Below are 20642 nucleotides of genomic sequence, written 5' to 3'. Positions count from 1 at the left end.
CCGATGTCCAACCCGAACATCCTAGAGTGACGACAATGTGACGTAGGGTCAGAGGCGGGGGAACGTCCACGCTCCCGCTCGCCGGCTCGCGGCATGCACGTATGCGCAACGCATAATGGGTCGGGTGCCCGCGCGGCCGGCAGGTGCGCAGGGGCGCAGGAACGGCGTCGTGATCGGCGCGTGGCGACGAGCGGAGACGGCGGTACGGTGACCCAGGTGATCCCGAAGGCGACCCGGAACACTCGGCAGCGCGCCGAGGTGCTGGCGCTGCTGCGCGAGGTGGAAGGCTTCCATACCGCGCAACAGCTGCACCAGATGCTCGTCGCCCGCAAGGCGCGGGTGGGGTTGACCACCGTCTACCGGACCCTGCAACTGCTGGTCGACACCGGGGAGATCGACTCGACCCGGCTGCCCGGCGGGGAGCAGCTCTTCCGCCGGTGCAGCCAGAGCCGGCACCACCACCACCTGGTCTGCCGGGAGTGCGGGCGCACGGTCGAGGTGGCCGGCCCGGCGGTGGAGCGCTGGGCTGACCAGATCGCCAGCCAGCACGGCTTCACCGACGTCGGCCACACCCTGGAGATCTTCGGCACCTGCGCGCAGTGCGCCGGGTGACCATGGCGGCCGACGGATTCACGCGGTCACCGCTGCCGGCACGCTGAGAACCTGCGTGCCCATCCGGAAGTCGGGATCGATCTGGGCGGCGAGGTCCGTCCCGGCGCGGTCGTTGGCCCAGGCGGCGGCGTTGCGTCGGTGGAACTCGTGCGCCCACCGGGTGAAGGCCGCCCAGTCCTGCGCCGTGCCGTCCACGGTCTCCGCCAACGTCGCCAGAACGGCGCGGTTGGCGGCCTCGAGGTCCGCCAGTGGAGCGACGGTGCCCCGTTCCGCGCGGCGTACGTAGGGCGAGCGGCTGACCCAGGTCAGCAGGTCCGCGCCGACGTGCTCACGCAGGAAGTCCACGTCGTCGCTGTCCTCGATCTTGTTGCCGACGACCGACAGGGCCACTCCGTAGTCGCGGGCGTAGCCGGCGTACTGCCGGTAGACCCCGACGCTGCGCACCGTCGGCTCGCACACCAGGAAGGTGCGGTCGAACCGGGTGAACAGGCCGGAGGCGAAGGAGTCCGCGCCGGCGGTCATGTCCACCACCACGTACTCGCCGGGCCCGTCGAGCATGTGGTTGAGCAGCAGCTCCACCGCGCCCACCTTCGAGTGGTAGCAGGCCACCCCCAGGTCCTCGGCGCTGAACTCGCCGGTCGCCGCCATCCGTACCCCGCCGAGCCGGCGTACGCAGGCGGCGTAGACCGGGTTCTCCTCGACCACCCGCACCAGCCGCGAACCGCGCCCGGGCGGAGTGGTCTTGACCATCTGGGTGGCCGTGCCGATACGGGGATTGCCGCCCCGCAGGTACTCCTTGATCGCCGGTAGGTGCTCGCCGAGCGGGGTCAGTCCCGCCAGGGCGTGCGCGTCGCCGCCGAGGGCGACCGCGAGATGCTGGTTGATGTCGGCGTCGATGGCCAGCACCGGCCGCTCCTGGCCGGCGAGGTGGCGGGCGAACAGGGCCGCCAGCGTCGTCTTTCCGCTGCCGCCTTTGCCCACGAAAGCGACCTTCACCGCTGACACCCTCCGACACTTCTATTGCAAACCGTTGTCATGAGCGGTAACGCTACCGGAAGGTGGCGCCTCCGGGGCGGGGATCACCCGTTCGGCGTGTCGGCTCCGCCGATGCCCGGCGGGCGGGTTCAGGCGCGTCCGCGCCCGCACCGTGCCCGCCGGGCACCGGCCGGGTCAGCAGTCGCGCAGCTCGGGCGACTGGTTGAGCAGTTGGCCCCGGGTCGAGACGAACCTGCGGTAGGTGTCGGAGTCCACGGCGGACGGTCGGAAGGCCGCCACCCGATGGCAGTTCTGGAACGCCAACCGCACCCCGAAGTGGCTCTCCAGGCTGGCCCGGATGGCGTCGCTCGCCAGGGCTCTCAACAACTGCCCGCGCTCCGCCTCGGTGGGCGGCGGAACCGCGTTGTCGGCGAACTCCGCGTCACCGGACCGCAGGTCGGCGACCACGCGGCTGACGGTCTGCCACGCGTAGGGCAGCGAGTCGCGTACGCAGGCGGCGAAGTCCTCGTCGTCGACGGGGCCGGACTCGGCGGCCTCGAGCAGGCTGGGCGGCACGGTGAGAGACATGCTCCTCCTCGTCATGGCAGCGATCACGAATTAACGATCACGGTTTTCGTTAGCGTTACGCATCGAGCACACCACGTCACCCGCCGTACCGTCAATAGGGCTGCGCCCGCTCAACTGCCCGCGCCATGCCGGTGGCGGTGGCGGGCGTACCTGGCGCGGAACCTCTCCACCGGCCCCTCCGTGTCGAGCAGGCGCTGCCGGCCCGTCCAGAAGGGGTGGCTGGCGGACGAGATCTGCACGTCGATCACCGCGTACGTGTTGCCGTCGCTCCATTCGACGGTCTGATCGCTGGTGGCGGTGGAGCGGGTGAGGAAGGCGAAGTTCGCGGCGCGGTCGCGGTAGACGACGGGCCGGTACTCGGGGTGGATGTCGCGCTTCACGCGGATTCTCCTTCGTGGTCGGTGCGGTGCCGGGTCGGATCGGGCTCGATGAGGGGGAAGCAGCCGGCGAGCGGGTCGTCGTAGTCCCGCCAGGCTTCCTCGCCGTCGGCGAGCTCGGCGTCGGTGAGCAGGCAGGCGGACAGGGCGCGGTGCAGCCCGGCGGCGTCGACGTCCAGGCCGATGAAGACCAGATGCTGGTGCCGGTCCCCGTAGTACGGATCCCACTCCAGCGCGGCGGCGAGCCGGCGATGGTCGGACACGTCGCCCCAGCGGTGGTCGGGCAGGGCGGTGAGCCAGCGACCGAGCGCGCCCATGGACAGTCCGCCACCGGCGAAGTCCCAGGTGAGGACGGTCTCGGGTTGACTGGCCAGCCAGAGGTGCCCGCGGGAGCGGATCATTTCGACGTTCACCGTCTCGAGGACGTCGTGCAGGCGGCGGGGGTGGAAGGGGCGGCGGGCCCGGAACACGGCGGAGACGACACCCTGCTCCGCGTGTGGCTCGTGGAGGCCGAGCGGGTAGCCCTCCAGCCCGCGGGTCAGCACGCCCGGCGTCTCCGGACGATGCCGGAGGGTGCCGCGCAGCCGGCGGGTCAGGACGCCGGCGTCGAGGACCTCGCCGTCCACCTGGACCTGGGTGGCCCACGGCGCCATGCGCGCCAACAGCACCGACAGTCGGCCGGTGTCGTACGCCCCGTCGCGGGACCGGCCCCACAGGACCAGCGTGTCGGCGTACTCGATCTGGCGGACGATCACGTCGGCCAGCGCCCGGTCGTCGTCGTCGGCGGCCTGGATGCCCAGGGTTTTCAGGTCGTCGGTGCTGGCCAGCCCGTCGAGCAGGTGCTCCATGTCGACGACCGTGAGGTACGAGTCGATGTGCACCAGGTCGGTGACGGTCGCACCGTCGACGAGGCAGTGGGCGCACGCGGCGGCCATCGCCTCCGGCTCCACCACCTCGGGCAGCATGAGCAGCAGATCCCGGTCGGGGTGGTGGCGGGCCAGTCGGGCCAGGGTCGGCAGCACGTCCTCGCGCAGCGTGCAGGAGACGCAGCCGTGGGCCAGCCTGACCCGCTCGTCCTCCAGCAGGCCGTCCCGGTCGCGCACCACCCGGTGCACGTGCCCGTCCCGTACGCCGGTGAGGTCGTGCCGCACCAGCAACAGGGAGGCGTCCGCGGCGAGCAGGGCACGGGCGACGGCGTACGTCGCGGCGGGCCAGAAGCCGGCCAGCACGGTCAGGGACGGGCGCGCTCCGGTGTCCGTGGCCCCCTGGTCGGGTGGCGCGAGCGGTGACGTCGACATCACAGTCCTCTCGACTCTTACTGAAAACGATTGTCATTATAGAGTCGGTGGGCGAGGACACGTCCAGGGAGGTGCGGGTGGCGACGGACACGCGACCCACCCGGATCCGGTCGGACGGTTGCGACAGAAGCGCGCACGTTCCCGTTGCCCCGAATCGTCGAAGGAGAGCAGAAGACCATGTCCCGACGCTGTGATGTCACGTGCGCCGAGCCGAGCTTCGGCAACGCCGTGTCCCACTCCCACCGGCGCACCCGCCGCCGCTGGAACCCGAACCTGCAGCACCACCGGTACTGGCTGGCGTCGGAAAAGCGGTGGGTCACCCTGACCCTGACCGCGAAGGCGATGCGCACCGTGGACCGTAGGGGCATCGACAAGGTAGTGGCGGAGCTGCGCGGCCGGGGGGTGCGGCTCTGATGGCCCGCCGGACCGACATCCGTCCGATCATCAAGCTGCGCAGCACCGCCGGCACCGGCCACACGTACGTGACCCGCAAGAATCGCCGCAACGATCCGGACCGCCTCGTCCTGCGCAAGTACGACCCCGTCCTGCGCCGGCACGTCGAGTACCGCGAGGAGCGTTGAGATGACGCGCCGGAGCGTACCCAACCGGCGGTCCCGCCGCGCGGAACTGGTCGCGCGGCATGGCCACGGCGGGCGGAGGTGAGGCGGCTGCGAGCCGCCCGGTGACCGCGACGGCCCCGAGCGGACCTGTCGCCACGGGACGGCCCGAACGGTGTGCGTCCCGGCCGGGGGACGGCTGAGCCGGGCCCTGGCCCCGAGGTGTCGCGGTCGTCGGAGCCGGGGAGCGGCTGGTGCCTCGGCCGCTCCCCGGCCGAAGGCCGGCTACCGGTGCGCCGACGGGTGGTGGTGCTCCGTGGTGAGGAGGTCGGCCAGCGCGGTGATGGCGTCCTGGTCGCCGACGGCGACGACGGTGTCGCCGTGGCGGAGCACGAGGTCGGAATCGGGTGTGGTGGTGATCCGCTCGTCGTGGATGACGGCGACGATCAAGGCGCCCGGGTGGGCGCGGGTGTCGCGGATCGGACGGTCCGCGTACGCGGACCCCGCCGGTATCCGGATGCGGGCCGCGGTGATGCCGGTGATCTGCTCCTCGAGGTGGGCGAGGTGGTCGATGGTGATCGTGGCGTCGAGCAGGTCGGCGATCTGGTGCGCCTCGTCGGGTTGGAGGACGACCGTGGCGGCGACCGCCTGCGGATCCTCGGGGTCGTAGAAGACGAGGTCGCGGCGGCCGGTGAGGTGGCAGATGACGCCGAGGCGCTGGCCGTCGGCGGTGGTGGTGGCGTGGTTGACGCCGACGCCGGGCAGCGCGGTGCGTTCGATTCTCATGATCTCCTCCAGCCGGACGCGGTGTCGGCCGACCTCGGTCGCGGTGATGCGCCGTGCGGCCGGCGCGCGTCGGGCATGTCGGTGAGGTGGGCGTGGTCAGGCGGTTCGGTGCTGGCCGGCACCTGGGCCGCCGTGGCCGGGGTGAGCAGGTGAACGGCGGTCGCGGCCAGGACGAGGCCGGCCGCGAGCACCAGTCCGTTGCCGATGGCGATGCCGAACGCCATGGTGACCACCGCGAACGCCAGCAGTGCCCAGCCGCCCCGCGGCGACCGCCTCCGGCTCTTCTCCCGCCGGCCGCTGCGATCCATCACTCCTCCCTCCGGGCGCGGCCGTTGTCCCCACCGGGTGCGGAGAAGCCGGACCGGGCGGAGGTGCCGGACGCGCCATCCGGCCGTGCCGACGCCGGGTCGTGTCGCGCGATCCGGCGTCGGGTTCCACCCTGCCCCGGGTGACCCGGCGACCACCATCGGTGCCGACACCCAAATCGTGCGGGCGGGCCGGCCCATCTGGGGCCCCGCCCCCATGGCGAAATGGGTGTCAGCCCCGATCGACAGCCGTCCGAGGGCGAGTCAGGCTGGTGCGGCTACGGTCGGAGGTAACCTGGCCGGCTGCCGGCCCAATCGGACAACACCCACGAGGAGACCACCCGGAGTGTCGCTGTTCTGGCGGATCTTCCTGCTCAACGCGGCCGTGCTCGCGGTGGCCCTGGCGCTGCTCATGCTCGGCCCGGTCACCGTGTCCACCCCGGTGCTGCTGACCGAGGCGCTCATCCTGACCGGCGGGCTCTCCGCCATGTTGGTCGCCAACGCGGTGCTGCTGCGTATCGGGTTGGCCCCGCTGGAACGCCTCAGCCGCACCATGGGCACCATCGACCTGCTGCGTCCGGGGCATCGCCTGGCGGTCACCGGCCACGCCGGCATCGCCGCGCTGATCCGCGCCTTCAACACCATGCTCGATCGGTTGGAGGCCGAACGCGCCACCAGTTCCGCCCGTGCCCTGTCCGCCCAGGAGGCCGAGCGGCGCCGCATCGCCCAGGAACTGCACGACGAGATCGGCCAGACCCTCACCGCCGTCCTGCTCGAACTCAAACGCGTGGCCGACCAGGCGCCGCCGGCGGTGCGGGACCAGCTGCACCAGGTGCAGGAGACGACCCGGAACAGCCTCGACGAGATCCGCCGGATCGCCCGCCGGCTGCGCCCCGGCGTGCTGGACGAACTCGGCCTGGCCAGCGCGCTGAGGGCCCTGGCCGGCGAGTTCGCCACGGCCGGGCTGACCGTGCGGCCCAGCGTCGACAACGACCTCCCCGAGCTGGGCAGGGAGGCCGAACTGGTGCTCTACCGGGTCGCCCAGGAGGCACTGACCAACGCCGCCCGCCACGCCGACGCCAGCCACGTCGTCCTCACCCTGCGCCGTCGACCCGGTGGCGTAGAGTTGTGCATCCGCGACGACGGACGTGGGCTGGGTGACGCGGTGGAGGGTGCCGGTATCCGGGGGATGCGGGAACGGGCGCTGCTCATCGGCGCGGAGTTGACCGTGGGGCCGGCCGGCGGTCGCGGCAGCGAGGTGCGGCTGCGGGTCCCCAGCAGTCAGGAGCCGGTTGCCGATGGCTGAGGTCCGACCGGTGCGCATCCTGCTCGCCGACGATCACGCCCTGGTCCGGCGCGGGGTGCGACTGATCCTCGACAACGAACCGGATCTGACCGTGGTCGCCGAGACGGCCGACGGCGCCGAAGCGATCGCCCGGGCCCGTGACGAGCGGCCCGACCTGGCGATCCTGGACATCGCCATGCCGCGCCTCACCGGCCTGCAAGCCGCCCGGGAGCTGTCTCGGCTGCTGCCCGAGATGCGCATCCTGATCCTGACGATGTACGACAACGAGCAGTACTTCTTCGAGGCGCTGAAGGCCGGGGCGTCCGGGTACGTGCTGAAGTCCGTCGCCGACCGTGACCTGGTGGAGGCGTGCCGCGCCGCCGTGCGCGGCGAACCGTTCCTGTATCCCGGTGCGGTCAACGCGCTGATCCGCAACTACCTCGAACGCGTCGCCAAGGGCGACGACCAGCCCGGCCGGGCCATCACCGACCGGGAGGAGGAGGTCCTGAAACTGGTGGCGGAGGGCTACTCGTCCAAGCAGATCGCGGACATGCTCGTCATCAGCGTCAAGACGGTGGAACGGCATCGCGCCAACCTGCTGCAGAAGCTCGGGCTGCGGGACCGGCTGGAGCTGACCCGGTACGCCATCCGCGCCGGACTGATCGAGCCGTAGCGACGTCACGTGGGGAGGGCCGGGCACCCGTAGGCTGACCCGGTGATCTTCCCGCTGTTGTCGCCGCCCCGCGCCGAGGCCGTGACGCGTTCCTCGTCCGCAGAACAGGACCGGCTGCCCGGGTCGGACCGGAGTGCGGCAGGGCGTCGACTGCCCGTCACCGATCGGGCCGGTGCTGCGGGGGGCGGGGCCGCCAGCACGGCGACCGCGGCGGGGGCGCAGCGGTGAGCGAGCAGCCGCTGCCGCGCCAGCGAGCCGTCCCGGCGGACTCCTCGTCCCGGCTGGCCCACCTGGCCCGAGGGTGTGCCGGCATCGTCGAATCACGCTGGTTCGATCTGACGATCGTCCTCGTCATCGGCTTCAACGCGCTGCTGCTCGGCGTCGAGACCTACCCGCACCCGGGCTCGCTCGGGACACTGCTGCGGGCGCTGGAGTGGTTCTTCCGTGCGGTGTTCGTCGTCGAGATCGCCATCCGGGTGCTGGCGCACGGCCGCCGGCCGCAGGACTTCTTCCGGCACGGCTGGAACGTCTTCGACTTCGCGGTGATCGCCGCGGCGTTCATCCCCGGTCTGCACGGCGAGTCGGCCGCCCTGCGGGTGATCCGCATCGCCCGGGTGCTGCGACTGGTGCGCTTCTCACCCGGGCTGCGCACCATCGTCGTCGCCCTGCTGCGCAGCCTTCCCGGCGTCGGCGGATTCCTCGCCCTCGCCCTGGTCTCCCTGTACGTGTACGGCATGGCCGGCTGGCTCATCTTCAAGGACACCTACCCCGAGCAGTACGGCACCATCGGGCAGGCCGTGCTGACCCTGTTCGTGCTGCTGTCGCTGGAGAACCTGCCCGATCTGATCGAACAGGGCGTGGCGCTGTCGCCATGGACCCTCGTCTACTACGTCAGCTTCGTGATACTCACCGTCAACCTGCTGCTGAACATCCTGATCGCGGTGATCGTGAACTCGATGGAGGAGGCCCGCCGGCTGGAGATGACCGAACGGATGGCGGTCGACGAGGACCGCGACGGCGTACCGGACCACCTCGACCGGATCATGATCAGCCAGCGGCTGGACGACCTGCGCGCGCTGGTGGCCGCGTTGGAGCGGGAGCTGCAGATCGACCGCAAGGACGGACAACCGAGATCGAGCCCCCGGGACCGACGACCGCCACCAGGGTGAGCGGGCCCGGCCGGCGAGTGCGGCGACGCTCAGAGGCCGCGGGCGAACAGGGCGAGGCGTACCCGGTTGGGGCTGGCGGTCTTGGTCATCAGGCTGGTGATGTGGGTCTTTACCGTGGTGACGCCGATGTGCAGCCGGTCGGCGATCTCCGTGTTGGACAGGCCCTCCGCGACGAGGTTCAGCACATCCTGCTCGCGCGCGGTCAGCCCCTGGGCCGGTGAGGGAGTCTCGGCACGGGCGTGCACCGCGCGCTGGACCAGGCGTCGCAGCACCTCCTGGCTGAACGGGCTGTCGCCCGCGGCGGCGCGGCGTACGCCGTCCAGCAGGTCGGCCGGCGGTGCGTCCTTGAGCAGGAACCCGCACGCCCCCGCGGTCAGCGCCGGATAGAGGTGGTCGTCGTCGCCGAACGTGGTCAACACGAGGATCCGCGTGGCGGGGCGTTCGGCGAGGATGCGGCTGGTCGCGGTGATCCCGTCGACACCGGGCATGCGCAGGTCCATGACGACCACGTCGGGCAGGAGCCGCGCGGCGAGGGAGACGGCCTCCCGGCCGTTGTCGGCCTCGCCGACGACCTCGATGTCGGGCTGGGCGTCGCAGAGCATGCGCAGGCCGGCGCGGATGAGGTGCTGGTCGTCCACCAGCAGGACGCGGATCATGCCAGCTCCGGCGCGGGCGGCCCGGCCGGCGCGTCGTGCCCCCGCGGCGAGGGCGGCGGGCCAGCGGACGGGACGGAAGCGGGTGCCGGCGCGGCGGCGGGCGGCGGGAGCGTCGACGGGAGGACGGTGCTCACCCGCCAACCCGCGCCGGTCGGTCCCGCATCGAGCCGACCGCCGAGGACCTCGACGCGCTCGCGCATTCCGGTGATGCCGTGGCCGCCGCCGGGCGGCACCGCCGTGGGCACCCATCCACCCCCGTTGTCCGAGACCTCCCAATGGACCGCCCCGTCGACCACGGAGACCGACAGGCGGGCCAGCGCGGACGTGCCGGCGTGCTTGGCCACGTTGGTCAGCGCCTCCTGGGTCAGTCGTAACACCGCCATGCCCCGTACCGCGTCGAGTGAGCCGACCGCGGGGTCGATGTCGGCCTCCACCGTGACGCCGGCCTGCCGGGCCCGGTCGACCGCCGCGCCGAGTGCGGCGGGAAGCGCCGACGGGTCGATCGCGGTGAGTGCCGCGTCGCCCCGGACGCCGTCCGGGTCGCGCAGCACCGCGACCAGTCGGCGCAGATCGGCCAGGGCCGCGGTGCCCGTGCCGTGCACGTCGTCGAACACCTCGCTCACCCGCGGATCCAGATCCGTGAGCACGTGCCGGGCCACGCCGACCCGCAGCACCATCGACGCCACATGGTGGGCGACCACGTCGTGCAGTTCGCGGGCGATCGCGCTGCGTTCGTCGGCCCGCGCGGCCCGGCTCTCCGAGGCGCGCCGGCGCTGCTCCTCCTCGGCCCGCTCCTCGGCCTGCCGGCCGAGTTCCCGGCTGGTCCGGATGACCAGGCCGAGCAGCAGCGGCACGCCGACCTCGACAGCCAGCCCGAAGACGCCGGAGAGGACCCGGTCGAGCGGATCCCCGATCGAATCGGTCAGGTCGACCGCGACCAGCAGCCCGGCGGCCAACCAGATGGTCCGTGGTCGGCGCGCCGACATGGTCACCTCGAGCAACGCCCAGCTGGCACCCACCTGATTGATCGTGATGTCGTCGATCGAGTGGATCGCGACGAGCAACAGCGCGGACTGCCCCACCAGGTTCACCACCTGCCGGCGGTGCAGCGACAGCGCGACGGTGAAGGCGATCACCGCGAGCAGCCACTGGGTCGCCGTGGGGGAGCGTCCGTCGTGGGTGCTGAAGACCAGATAGCCGACGCCGCTGAGGTCGAGCAGCACCGTCCGTACGAGCTTGTCCCGCTCGTCGAACAGCCGTCGCAGCCACCCCATCCGGTCAGCCTAGGTGCTGCGGCGCGCGGCCACGAGCCGCCGCCGGCGGCGCCCACCGGGCCCGGACCCCGAGGTAGGCGGCCAGGCCGAGCGGCCCGAGCAGGATCGTCAGCACCAGCACCGGAGCCATGACCAGCGCCGGCACCCGTCGCTCCCGGCTGTCGAGGAACGCCCACCGGCCGACGAACAGATCGAACGCGATCATGTGTGCCCAGGCCGCCGCCGCGCCGTCCGCCGTGCCGAGCAGATCGCGTACGCCGTCCAGGGTCGGCGCCGCCACGGCCGGCAGCACCTCGCCGAACGCCGGGACCACCAGCACCGCGTAGATCACCAGGACCGGTGCCACGATCAGCGGCGACGTGACGATCCGGACGGTCCAGACCCAGCGCGGCAGCAGGATCATCAGCGCCCAGAACGGCGCGGCCACCGCGAACGTCAGCGTGAACAGCGTCCCGGTCATGCGACCCGCGCCATTTCCGGTCGGCCCACGCGGGTCAGGACCACGCCCGCGGCGGTCGCGGTCGCGACCACCAGGGCGGCCACCGCGGCCAGGGTGAGCGCGTCCGGTCGCAGCAGCGGCTGCCCGCGCAGCGCCTGCCAGGTCAACAGCATCGTGAGTACGCCGTAGGCGCCGCCCCCGACGACCAACAGCCGTACCCGGGTGCGCTCGTCCAGCCGGGCCCCGAGGAAGCGGTTCAGCAGGATCGCCAGGATCGGCAACGCCTGCAGGGCGTGCAACCCCACGAAGTGCCCGATCCGCAGGTCGCCGCCGGTGGTGCTCCAGCCGACCAGCGGCAGCCCGGGTCCGCCGTCCGGTACGCCCACGCTGTGCGCCCCGGAGATCCCCTCGATGCCCGGCTCCTGGCTGGGCAGCACCATCGGTATCGCCACCAACATGCCCAGCAGGGTAAGGCCGAGCCCCAGCCCCACCGCGTACCTGGCGACCCGGTCGGCGACCGGCTGACGCAACACCACGATCCCGATGACGAGGTGCGCCAGGGCCAGCACCAGGATCGCCGCGCCCATCAGTCCGAACAGGGCGCCGTTCAGCGGGGTGGTCGCGTTGAAGTGGCTGGTCGTGCCGCGCAGCACCTGCCCGACGATCACCACCATCTCGACCACCCCCGTCGCGACGATGACGGTGCCGGCCCACTCCGCGATCCGGATCCGCCTCGGCGACAGGGACAGCATCCAGGCCAGGGTGGTGCCGTACAGCACGAAGGACACGGAGAACTTGAGCGGCTTGAGCCAGATCGGCGCGCCGGTGAGGACGCGTGAATCGGCGAGGACGCCGACCGCGGAGACGACGGCGAGCACCGCCATCGCCGAGACGAAGACCATCATGGGGCGGTGCCAGTGTGCCGCCCGGCGCAACGTGGTAGTCATGCCTGTAGATGCTGCTGAACGGGTCACCGGACGGCCCCCGACCTGAAGCCCCGGTTGCGGCCGGCGGTCGGAGCGCTCCCTCCTACCCGGGTAGGAGGCGCCGATAAGATCCACCCGCCGTGGCGAATCCTCGCCGCCACCCCTCGGGAGTCCGCATGTCCGATCCGCCGCCCGCCATCGACGTACCCGAGGCCGGTCGGGCCCGGCGGCGCTGGCTGCTGCCGGCGGCCGGGCTCGCCGCGGCCGTCGTGGTGCCGCTCGTCACGGTCGCCGCGACCGGACCCGAGACGGAGCGTCCCGCGGCCCGGCCCGCCGCCGTGCCGACCCCGCTGCCGGCGACCTCGCTCCCGCCGACCACCGGTGCCGCCGCCCCGAGCGCCACCCCGGATCCCGCCCGCACGTCGACTCCCACGGCGAGCCCCACGGCCGTCCCCTCCCGCACGTCGGTGCCGACGCGGCGGCCCGCGCCCGCCCGGTCGACCACGACGTCCGCCCCACGGCGTTCCGCGACGACCACCACTCCCAAACCGAGCTGCACCCCCGCCGGCGTGGTGGACGTGGTCCAGGTCGTCACCTACGGGGTGGCGAAGGTCGCGGCCCGCACCGACGGCGAGTCGACCAACCAGCTCTGCCCGGGCGAGCGGATCCGGGTCTTCTGGGCCACCTACAGCCGTACGGCCGACGGGGGTGCGAAGTTGTACGGGTCGCAGGTGCACTACCTCGACCGGTCCGCACCGACCTGGACCATGCGACTCGCCCTTCCGGGCAGCTGCGGTCAATCCTGGTACGTGGTGGCCGGGAACTGGAGCATCCCGCAGACCCTCAAGCCCGGTGTGGTGCCGTTCGGGCGGGGCAAGCTGAACTGGGAGACCGGGGCCGGCGCCTGCTGACGCGGCCGTGACCTGCCGGCCCCGGTCGAACCCTCGCCCGGCCGCGCTCAGTGCCCGCGCCGGCGATCGCCGGCGCTGGGCGTGAGGAAGGCCAGGCCCACGCCGAGCACCAGCAGTCCGCCCCAGGAAAGGGCCGGCAGGCGTTCGCCCAGCACCGCGACGCCCAGCACCGCCGCGACGGCCGGCTCCGCCAGGGTCAGTGTGGTGGCCACCTGCGCGGTGGTGTGCCGCAGGCCGTACCCGAAGAGCCGGTAGGCGAGGAAGGTGGTGACCACCGCGAGGTGCGCGGCCACCGCCGCGCCGCGAAGGGTGAACAGCCACTGCCCGTCGCCGTACCAGAGCACGGGAAGGACCAGCAGCGCCGCCGCACCGAACATCGCCCCCATCACCGCGCCCGAGTGATGCCCGCGGGCGATGAGCTTGCCCGCGATGAGCGAGTAGCCGGCGTACGACAGGCCGGCGAGCGCGGCCAGTGCCACGCCGATGAGGTCGACGGCCGAGGCGCCGTCGGCGAGCGCGGGGGCCAGGACCAGGACGGCGCAGCCGAGCACCGCCGCCAGGGTGGCGTACGTCCAGCGCGCGGTCGGCCGGCCCTGCCGGGTGAGCCAGGCCAGCACGCCGGCGAAGACCGGTGCGCTGCCCAGCGCGATCACGGTGGTCACAGCCACCCCCGAGCGCGTCACGGCCGGGTAGAAGCTGACCGGGTATCCGGCCACCGTCACCGCGCCCAGCAGGAGCAGCCACCGCTCGCCCCGGGTGCACCTCCTGGGAAGCGAGTGGGCACCTCGGGTGGAGAGGAACAGCAGCAGGCCGCCGAGGGCCAGACCGGCGGAGCCGACGGCCGCGGCCGGCGCTCCGGCCGGCGCGAGGGAACTGGCGGTCCCGGTGGTGCCCCACAGCGCGGCGGCGACCAGGATGGGGACCGGCCCGGTGAGCGGGCTGACGTGGTGCGCCCGTGGCCGGGTGTGAGCCGGGCGGGTGCGGGACGGGGAAGAGGCGTGGGTCGGCACAGTCGTGAACTCCGTCGTCGAGAACCTGCGGGGATCTGGCTTCGAAACGGACGCACGACACTGCTCCCTGACCGCCCAGTGGGTCGGCCGGGGCCGCGGATCAAACCGTCAGGGGGTGCGCCCGGTCAGACGCACAACGGCGGCAGTACGACGTGCCAGTAGGTGTTCACGCGGCGATCGTACCTGCCGTTCCGTGACCTCCCGTCCTCGCCCAACCTGGACGGCGACGCGGATCGATCTTTATGTTCTTCGATGTTTCTGACACCATGTGCGCACCACTCACCCCTCCCGTGATGGAGCCCACATGCGCCTTTCGCTCCGCGCCGCCGTACCCCTGCTGGCGGTGCTCTCGTTCGTGCTGGTCGCGCCACCCGCGCACGCCGCCGCACCCGGCTACACCGCGCTCGGCGACTCGTACGCCTCCGGCACCGGCACCCGCGAGTACTACGACAACAGCGGCTGCCAGCGTTCGCCGCACGCCTACCCCGTGCTCGACGCGGCCCGGCTCGGCGCCACGCTCACCTTCGCCGCCTGCGCGGGGGCGAAGGTGCCCGACGTCCTCAACGGCCAGCTGGGCAGTCTCAACGCCAGCACCCGCTACGTCACGGTCAGCGTCGGCGGCAACGACATCGGCTGGTCGTCGGTGATCGTGCAGTGCGCCAAGCCCTGGCCGTACACCTGCTGGGGTGACATCGACAAGGCCGAGGCGTACATCCGCAACACCCTTCCCGGCCAGCTCGACCAGCTCTACACCCGGATCCGCGCGTTCGCCCCGAACGCACGGGTGGTCGTGGTCGGCTACCCACGGCTGTTCAACGGCGTGGAGTGCAACGCCATCGCCCGCATCTCGCCCGGCGAGCAGGCCGAGCTGAACGCGACCGCCGACCTCCTGGCCACCACCATCAAGGCGCGGGCCGAGGCGCGGGGATTCGGTTTCGTGGACGCGCGCGGCCCGTTCACCGGCCACGCCGTCTGTGACGCCGTGGAGTGGATCAACGGCACGTCCCTGCCGATCGGCGAGTCGTACCACCCGAACCGGAACGGGCACCTCGGGTACGCGAACATCGTCGAGCCCGCGCTGCGCGCCTGATCCGCCGGACCCACCGCGGCCTGCGTCCGGTCACACCCGGCGCAGGCCGCGGCACGGCTGGTCACGTCACGGGCGGCGGCTGAACGTGGCGACCCAGTTGACCTCCCAGGTCTGCCCGCCGTCGGCGGAGAACGCCTGTTCCCACCGGGGGTGCGCGGTGTCGATCCGGGACCACCGGTAGCGCACCCGGATCGGGGTGCCCTGCCAGGTGTCGTCGCACTCGAAGGTGCCGATCCCGTCGGCGAACCGGCCGACGACCGGCACATCCAGCTGGCCTCCGCTGCTCTTGGCCGCCCACCAGATCCGCCACACCCGCTCCTGCGGGCTGTACAACCGCAGGGTGAGGCCCTCCAGGTCGCGCTCCGGCGCGCGGAGCACGTCGAAGACGCCGCCGCCGTCGAGCAGCACCTGGCAGTCCAGCGTCGCGTCGAACTCGTACCACTCGTCGCATCCCGCCAGCACCTCGACCAGTCGGCGCTGGCGGCTGTTCCACTGGCCGGCCAGGAAGTCGAAATCGGTGTTCGTCATGGCGGGCACGCTAGGGCCGTACCGCTGACACGTGATGTCAGTGGATGCCGGCGGAATCGTCGGCTCCCGCGACGCCGGCCGAACGAACCAGGACGGGGCCCGGCGCGGTGGCTTCCGCGCCGGGCCCCGGGTGGGTCAGCTCGCGCTGCAGGTGGCGGTGCCGGTGGGTGCGGTGCCGTTGCCCTGGAAGCCGAACTCGGTCGACTGGCCGGCAGCGATGGTGCGGTTGTAGTCGACGTTGCGGAACGTCACGGTGCCGCTGGTGCCGCTGGGCTGGGCGCTCCAGGTGTTGGTGATGATCGAGCCGCCCGGCAGGGTGAGCGTGACGGCCCACCCGTTGACCGGGTTCGTGCCGGCCCGGACGGTGACGTTGGTGACGAAGCCGCCCTGCCACTGGTTGTTGGACAGGGTCGCGGTGCAGCCGGTGCCCGACGGCGGCGGGGTGGTCGGCGGGGCCGTCGTCGGCGGAGCGGTGGTCGGGGGAGCGGTGGTCGGGGGAGCGGTGGTGGGCGGCGGCGTGGTGCCGCCGCCGTTCAGGGCGTTCAGGGTCGAGGTGTACGCGGCCTTCTTGTTGCCGCTACCGTCGAAGAGCAGCGGGGTGCCGCTGGCCCGCCACGAGTCGGAGTCACGGATGCCCCAGACGGTGATGCCGGTGCAGCGGGACACGGCCAGGCAGGCCCGGACGACCCGGTTGTAGTTGTCGGCCTGGGCGGTGCCGGAGCCCTCGATGTCCAGCTCGGTGATCTGCACGTCGACGCCGAGGTTGGCGAACCGCTGCAGGTTGGCCTGGTAGTCGCTGGGCACCGGCGAGGCGCTGTTGAAGTGGGACTGGAAGCCGACGCAGTCGATCGGCACGCCCCGGGACTTGAAGTCCTGCACCATCGCGTAGACGGCGTTGGACTTCGCGTTCTGCCCGTCGGTGTTGTAGTCGTTGTAGCAGAGCTTGGCGCCGGGGTCGGCGGCCCGGGCGGCCCGGAAGGCCACCTCGATCCAGTCGTTGCCGGTGCGCTGGAGGTTCGAGTCGCGGCGGGCGCCGGTGCCGCCGTCGGCGAACGCCTCGTTCACCACGTCCCAGGCGTAGATCTTGCCCTTGTAGTACGTGGCCACCTGGGTGACGTGGTTGGTCATCGCCTGACGCAGCGCGGTGCCGCTGAGGTTCTGCGCCCAGCCGGGCTGCTGCGAGTGCCAGGCCAACGCGTGCCCGCGTACGCGCATCCCGTTGGCCTGCGCGTGGTTGACGATCCGGTCGGCGTTGCTGTAGTTGAACTGCCCCTGGGACGGCTCGGTGGCGTCCCACTTCATCTCGTTCTCGGGGGTGGCCATGTTGAACTCGCGGTTCAGGATGCCGACGTACGTGCTGTCGGACAGCTTGTTCGCCGCCACCGCCGTGCCGAAGTAGCGGCCCGACTCCGCCGCCGAGGCACCCAGGGTCGTGCCGGCGCTGGCGCTGGACGCGACCGCCACCGTCCCGGCGATCACCGCCGCACCGGCCACCGCCGTCGCGAGGGCGGTACGCGCGCGTGGCCGGGCCACCGAGCTCCCGCTGCCGCGGGCTAGCACCTTGTCCATCAGGAAACCTTTCCGTAGTTGTGTGGCATCAGGAAGGTGCTTCGACCGCTGCCCGCCACGGTGGTCGGCTCGCTGCGCGGCTGCCCGGGGGCCGCGCGTACCGGGATCGTCTCCCGTTCACCGTGAGCTGATCGAAAGCCATCTCTCCCGAAAAAGTACCGGGACGGTACCGAATTCTCAACTCACGATCGCGTCGTATCCAGCGGCCGTCGGTGCCTGCGGACGGCGTCGCGGGGCCGGCGTGGCGACCGGTACACCGGACTGCCCGGGGCGCCAACGATCCGATGTGGCCTGCAGCGGGACCGGGCGAGGGTACGCCGGCCGGAGCCGGCCACTTGGCCCGGTACGCCGCCGAGATCGCCGCGCCGCGCTGGAACCAACTTCCGGAATTTTCGGAGCTTTCCGCCGGGTAGGCGGCCTGCCACCCGCTGGGCGGCGACGGGGCGACGGCGGGGCCGGTCGGCTGACCGCCCCGCCGTCGGTTGGCGTCTACCGGCGGGGCGTCTGCACCGCCCGGGGCAGCACGTAGGGCGGCCCGGCGAAGATCAGGTCGGCCTTGATCTCCTGGTACGCCCGCTTCGGCTGGTAGTTCTCGTCGTACACCGTGGCCAGGCCCTCCGGCGGGTTGGAGAACCAGCCCGGCACCCACGAGTGCCGGTCGGTGAAGCCCCAGAGGGTGAACGACAGGCAGTGCCGTTCGGCCAGACAGGCCCGCAGCAGGACGCTGAAGTTCGCCGCGGACGCCTGCAGCCGGGGGTTGATCTCGGCGGAGTCGCCCGCCTGGACCCCCGCGGTGAGCTGGCTGCGCACGTCGACCTCGGTGAACGCGGTGGCCAGACCCAGCCCCGCGAACTTCTTCAGCGCCGCGGCCACCTGGAGGGTGTCGTAGTTGCCGTACTGGGTGCCGAGGTGGCCCTGGCTGCCGACACCGTCGATCGGCACGCGCTTGGCCAGCAGGTCGCGGGCCATGTCGTACACGAACTGGGTCTTGTCGTTGGCCGGGTTGCCGGAGCCGAAGGCCTCGATGTTGTAGTCGTTGTAGAACAGCAGCGCCTTCGGGTCGGCGGCACGGGCCCAACGGAAGGCGTCGGCGATGTAGTCCGGCCCGAGGTGCTGGGCCCAGAAGCCCTTGTAGTGCAGGGTCGACGGGTTGTCCCAGGGGTCACTGACCGCCTCGTTGACGACGTCCCACTGCCAGATGCGGCCCTTGAAGTGGGTGACCACGTTGGTGATGTGGTTGCGCAGGATCTGGCGCAGCTCCGCCTTGCTGATGGAGCCGTTCTCGACCCCGCTGGTCAACCAGCTCGGCAGCTGGTTCTGCCAGACCAGCACGTGACCTCGTACGCGCTGGTTGTGCTGGCGGGCGAAGGCGACGAGTTCGTCGGCCGGCCCCCAGTTGTAGCTGCCGCGGGTCGGCTCCAGGCTTTCCCACTTCATCACGTTCTCCGCCGTGACGGTGGAGAACTCCGACGCGGTCAGCTCGCGGTAGCGCGGGTCCGCGGCGTCGTTGAGGACGGCCATGTCGACCGCGGTGCCCACGTACAGGCCGTGGCGGATGGCCAGGTCGCGCAGGCTCTGGGCCGCGGGGTCGTACGGGCGGCCCGCCGTGGCGGGGGTGACGTTGAGGGCGGCGACGGTCGCGACGGCGACCGCGCCGGCGGCGAGCCAGCGTCTCAGCTTCATGGTGTTCCTTCCGGGGCGGGGTCGACTGGGTCGAGGGCACGGGAACGTGGGGTGGTGCGGGTGACGCCACAGACGTGCGGAGGTCGATGGCGTGCGTCAACGGGTCCGTGGCGGCGGAGGGGTCAGTGCTCGAGGTAGGTGGCGTGGTCGAAGTCGGCGTAGACGCCGTCGTTGCCGAGATCCTGTACCCACAGCCCGAGGAAGGCGCCGGTGAAACCCCAGGCCGCCGGCTCGCCGTCGATGATCATCGCGGCGTGCTCGTCGGACAGGATCGTCGCGTCCAGTTCCATCGGCAGCTCCCGCCAGCCGGCGCCGAGGTCGTAGCCGAAGCGCACCACCGGCCCGTCGAACTCCGCCCGCAGGCCGACCCGGACGGCGTCGGCGACATCGACGGTGAAGTCCGGGTGGACGCGCCGGCGGCCCTGGTCGCAGCTGAGCAACTCCAGCACCGCCCGGCCGTCGTCGGCCCGGGTCAGGTAGAGGTAGTGCCAGTTCAGGGTGTTGTAGTAGGCGGTGAGGCCGGCCAGGTGCCGGTGGTTGACGGGATCGAACTCGACCACGGTCTCCAGCGTGCAGCGCGCCGCGCCGACCCGTCGGCCGATCAGGCTGGGCGTCTGCTTGCCGACCGGCGACTGTCCGCCGTGGACGCGCAGGTGTGACGGACGCGCCCGCAGGTCGAGCCAGTCGGCGTCCGCCGGGCGGCGCAGCGTCGACCAGCACGTGGCCAGTTGGGGGCCGTCGAAGTGGTCGGTCGCCGGCTCGTCCGGCCAGGGGTGCGCGGGCAGGTTTGGCGCGGGAATGGCCTCGGCCGGCACCCCACCGGGGACCTGGGGCCACCCGTCGGTGGCCCAGTCGACCTTCTGGATCGCGGTTTCTCGGCCGAGCACGCAGTTGCCCAGCGGTGTGTAGGGGCGTCCCACCAGGTGGGCCAGGTACCAGTCGCCGTGCTGGGTCTCCACCAGGCAGCCGTGGCCGGCCTTCTGCAGCCGCAGCTCCGGGTGGCCCGCGGAGGTGAGCAGCGGACCGTTCGGGTCGGCCAGGTACGGGCCGTGCAGGTGCCGTGACCGCGCGACGGTGACCTGGTGCTCCCAGCTGGTGCCGCCCTCGGCGGTGACCAGCCAGTACCAGCCGTCCCGCCGGTAGATGTGCGGTCCCTCGGTCAGGCCGGCCGAGGTGCCGCGGAAGATGATCCGGGGCTCGCCGACCATCCGGCGTCGCTCGCGGTCGTAGCGTTGGATCTCGATGCCGCCGAAGCGGTCGCGCCCCGGTCGCCAGTCCGCGCTCATGCTGAGCAGCCAGGTGCTGCCGTCGGAGTCGTGGAACAGCGAGGCGTCGAAGCCGTGCGAGTGCAGCTTCACCGGGTCCGACCATGGCCCGCTGATGTCCGGGGCGGTGACCAGGTAGTTCTGCGGATCCCAGTAGCCGCTGGCGAAGCTGGCGACGTCGCTGTAGACCAGGTGGAACAAGCCGTCGTGGTACGTCAGGTCGGGCGCCCATACGCCGTTTGAGTCGCCACAGCCACGCAGGTCCAGCAGGCGACGGTTGGTGATGATGCCGCCCAGCGCGCGCCAGTGGACCAGGTCGCGGGAGTGGTGGACGCGGACGCCCGGATACCACTCGAAGGTGGAGGTGGCCAGGTAGTAGTCGTCACCCACCCGCAGGATCGACGGGTCCGGGTGGAAGCCGGTGAGGACCGGGTTGCGGATCGACCGGGCGGTGGTGGCCACGTCTGCGGTCTCGGTCGACATGTACGGCTCCTTTGGTCGAGTGCCCCGACGAGCTTCCGGAAAGGATGGCCGGAAGTTTCAGAAATCCCGCCCACCGTATCGGTTCCGATCGAGATGCGACAGAGCCTTGACCCGGAACGCCGCGCGTCATAACGTGCCCGCAATCACTCAGAAATACCGGCACCCGGCCGAAAGTTCCGGGAC

23 protein-coding genes are annotated in these 20642 nt (G+C 71.9%); 8 read left to right on the top strand and 15 right to left on the bottom strand.

The genetic code is table 11. The features are described 5' to 3' along the window. Positions 1-207: 207 nt before the first annotated feature. A complete protein-coding gene (locus GA0070621_RS12700; protein WP_407940344.1) occupies positions 208-612 on the top strand; it encodes a Fur family transcriptional regulator in 405 nt (134 codons plus the stop codon). An 18-nt stretch (positions 613-630) separates the two neighbouring features. On the opposite strand, the gene GA0070621_RS12695 is transcribed toward GA0070621_RS12700, so the two are convergent. The 4 genes from GA0070621_RS12695 to GA0070621_RS12680 form a co-directional block, all read right to left on the bottom strand. After that, entirely contained in the window at positions 631-1608 is a 978-nt protein-coding gene (locus tag GA0070621_RS12695; protein WP_091195001.1) for an ATP-binding protein, read from the bottom strand. 174 nt (positions 1609-1782) lie between these two features. Further along, positions 1783-2175: an SCO5389 family protein gene (locus tag GA0070621_RS12690; RefSeq protein WP_091195000.1), complete on the bottom strand. Its 393-nt coding sequence runs from the start codon at positions 2173-2175 to the stop codon at positions 1783-1785. 110 nt (positions 2176-2285) lie between these two features. Then, entirely contained in the window at positions 2286-2555 is a 270-nt protein-coding gene (locus tag GA0070621_RS12685; RefSeq protein WP_091194998.1) for a type B 50S ribosomal protein L31, read from the bottom strand. Further along, entirely contained in the window at positions 2552-3850 is a 1299-nt protein-coding gene (locus GA0070621_RS12680; protein WP_091194996.1) for a CobW family GTP-binding protein, read from the bottom strand. Before GA0070621_RS12680 ends, GA0070621_RS12685 begins: the two co-directional genes overlap by 4 nt. A 177-nt stretch (positions 3851-4027) precedes the next feature. Between GA0070621_RS12680 and rpmB the strand changes: the two genes are divergently transcribed. Together rpmB and rpmG are read left to right on the top strand one after the other, a co-directional pair. Beyond that, positions 4028-4264 carry a 50S ribosomal protein L28 gene (rpmB, locus tag GA0070621_RS12675; RefSeq protein WP_091194994.1) on the top strand — a complete coding sequence of 79 codons (237 nt, stop codon included), beginning with the start codon at positions 4028-4030 and terminating at the stop codon, positions 4262-4264. Then, on the top strand, positions 4264-4431 hold the full coding sequence (rpmG, locus tag GA0070621_RS12670; RefSeq protein WP_091194992.1) for a 50S ribosomal protein L33: 168 nt from the start codon (positions 4264-4266) through the stop codon (positions 4429-4431). The genes rpmB and rpmG overlap by 1 nt, the downstream gene beginning before the upstream one ends. Before the next feature lie 261 nt (positions 4432-4692). On the opposite strand, the gene GA0070621_RS12665 is transcribed toward rpmG, so the two are convergent. Then, the gene (locus GA0070621_RS12665; protein WP_091194990.1) at positions 4693-5193 is read right to left on the bottom strand and encodes a cation:proton antiporter regulatory subunit; all 501 of its coding nucleotides are present in this window, start codon (positions 5191-5193) and stop codon (positions 4693-4695) included. Then, positions 5190-5501: a hypothetical protein gene (locus tag GA0070621_RS12660; protein WP_091194988.1), complete on the bottom strand. Its 312-nt coding sequence runs from the start codon at positions 5499-5501 to the stop codon at positions 5190-5192. Before GA0070621_RS12660 ends, GA0070621_RS12665 begins: the two co-directional genes overlap by 4 nt. A 343-nt stretch (positions 5502-5844) precedes the next feature. Here GA0070621_RS12660 and GA0070621_RS12655 point away from each other — a divergent pair, with 343 nt between their 5' ends. The 3 genes from GA0070621_RS12655 (at position 5845) to GA0070621_RS12645 (ending at position 8625) form a co-directional block, all read left to right on the top strand. Continuing rightward, positions 5845-6804: a sensor histidine kinase gene (locus GA0070621_RS12655; RefSeq protein ID WP_091194986.1), complete on the top strand. Its 960-nt coding sequence runs from the start codon at positions 5845-5847 to the stop codon at positions 6802-6804. After that, on the top strand, positions 6797-7456 hold the full coding sequence (locus GA0070621_RS12650) for a response regulator (protein ID WP_091194984.1): 660 nt from the start codon (positions 6797-6799) through the stop codon (positions 7454-7456). The genes GA0070621_RS12655 and GA0070621_RS12650 overlap by 8 nt, the downstream gene beginning before the upstream one ends. Positions 7457-7680: 224 nt before the next feature. Next, complete coding sequence (locus GA0070621_RS12645; protein ID WP_091194982.1) at positions 7681-8625, top strand: ion transporter; 945 nt, start codon at positions 7681-7683, stop codon at positions 8623-8625. Between the two features lie 29 nt (positions 8626-8654). Here the strand turns inward: GA0070621_RS12645 and GA0070621_RS12640 are convergent, their stop codons facing one another. Genes GA0070621_RS12640 through GA0070621_RS12625 form a run of 4 tightly spaced genes read right to left on the bottom strand, consistent with a single transcriptional unit; the run spans position 8655 to position 11941 of the window. Beyond that, on the bottom strand, positions 8655-9281 hold the full coding sequence (locus GA0070621_RS12640) for a response regulator transcription factor (RefSeq protein ID WP_091194980.1): 627 nt from the start codon (positions 9279-9281) through the stop codon (positions 8655-8657). Further along, positions 9278-10555: a sensor histidine kinase gene (locus GA0070621_RS12635; protein WP_091194978.1), complete on the bottom strand. Its 1278-nt coding sequence runs from the start codon at positions 10553-10555 to the stop codon at positions 9278-9280. Before GA0070621_RS12635 ends, GA0070621_RS12640 begins: the two co-directional genes overlap by 4 nt. A 4-nt stretch (positions 10556-10559) precedes the next feature. Beyond that, a complete protein-coding gene (locus GA0070621_RS12630) occupies positions 10560-11015 on the bottom strand; it encodes an ABA4-like family protein (RefSeq protein ID WP_091194976.1) in 456 nt (151 codons plus the stop codon). Further along, positions 11012-11941, bottom strand: coding sequence for a hypothetical protein (locus tag GA0070621_RS12625; protein WP_091194974.1), 930 nt, complete (start codon positions 11939-11941; stop codon positions 11012-11014). Before GA0070621_RS12625 ends, GA0070621_RS12630 begins: the two co-directional genes overlap by 4 nt. A gap of 155 nt (positions 11942-12096) precedes the next feature. On the opposite strand from GA0070621_RS12625, the gene GA0070621_RS12620 reads away from it, so the two are divergent. Then, positions 12097-12831 (top strand): hypothetical protein, encoded by a 735-nt coding sequence (locus GA0070621_RS12620; protein WP_091194972.1) that lies wholly within the window; start codon positions 12097-12099, stop codon positions 12829-12831. A gap of 47 nt (positions 12832-12878) precedes the next feature. On the opposite strand, the gene GA0070621_RS12615 is transcribed toward GA0070621_RS12620, so the two are convergent. Beyond that, entirely contained in the window at positions 12879-13841 is a 963-nt protein-coding gene (locus GA0070621_RS12615) for an EamA family transporter (RefSeq protein ID WP_091194971.1), read from the bottom strand. Between the two features lie 304 nt (positions 13842-14145). Between GA0070621_RS12615 and GA0070621_RS12610 the strand changes: the two genes are divergently transcribed. Beyond that, positions 14146-14931 carry an SGNH/GDSL hydrolase family protein gene (locus GA0070621_RS12610; protein ID WP_091194970.1) on the top strand — a complete coding sequence of 262 codons (786 nt, stop codon included), beginning with the start codon at positions 14146-14148 and terminating at the stop codon, positions 14929-14931. Positions 14932-14997: 66 nt separating this feature from the next. Here GA0070621_RS12610 and GA0070621_RS12605 read toward each other — a convergent pair whose 3' ends face one another. From GA0070621_RS12605 to GA0070621_RS12590, 4 genes are all read right to left on the bottom strand, one after another. After that, positions 14998-15459, bottom strand: a complete 462-nt coding sequence (locus tag GA0070621_RS12605) for a hypothetical protein (protein WP_091194909.1) — start codon at positions 15457-15459, stop codon at positions 14998-15000. Between the two features lie 135 nt (positions 15460-15594). Next, positions 15595-17028: an endo-1,4-beta-xylanase gene (locus GA0070621_RS12600; protein ID WP_091194905.1), complete on the bottom strand. Its 1434-nt coding sequence runs from the start codon at positions 17026-17028 to the stop codon at positions 15595-15597. A gap of 489 nt (positions 17029-17517) precedes the next feature. Next, positions 17518-18711: an endo-1,4-beta-xylanase gene (locus GA0070621_RS12595; RefSeq protein WP_091194902.1), complete on the bottom strand. Its 1194-nt coding sequence runs from the start codon at positions 18709-18711 to the stop codon at positions 17518-17520. Positions 18712-18833: 122 nt separating this feature from the next. After that, complete coding sequence (locus tag GA0070621_RS12590) at positions 18834-20459, bottom strand: glycoside hydrolase family 43 protein (protein ID WP_091194899.1); 1626 nt, start codon at positions 20457-20459, stop codon at positions 18834-18836. Positions 20460-20642: the final 183 nt, after the last annotated feature.

The organism is Micromonospora narathiwatensis, from assembly GCF_900089605.1.
GTDB classification, from domain to species: Bacteria; Actinomycetota; Actinomycetes; order Mycobacteriales; family Micromonosporaceae; genus Micromonospora; species Micromonospora narathiwatensis.
This window is presented reverse-complemented; position numbering and strand designations above follow the sequence as displayed.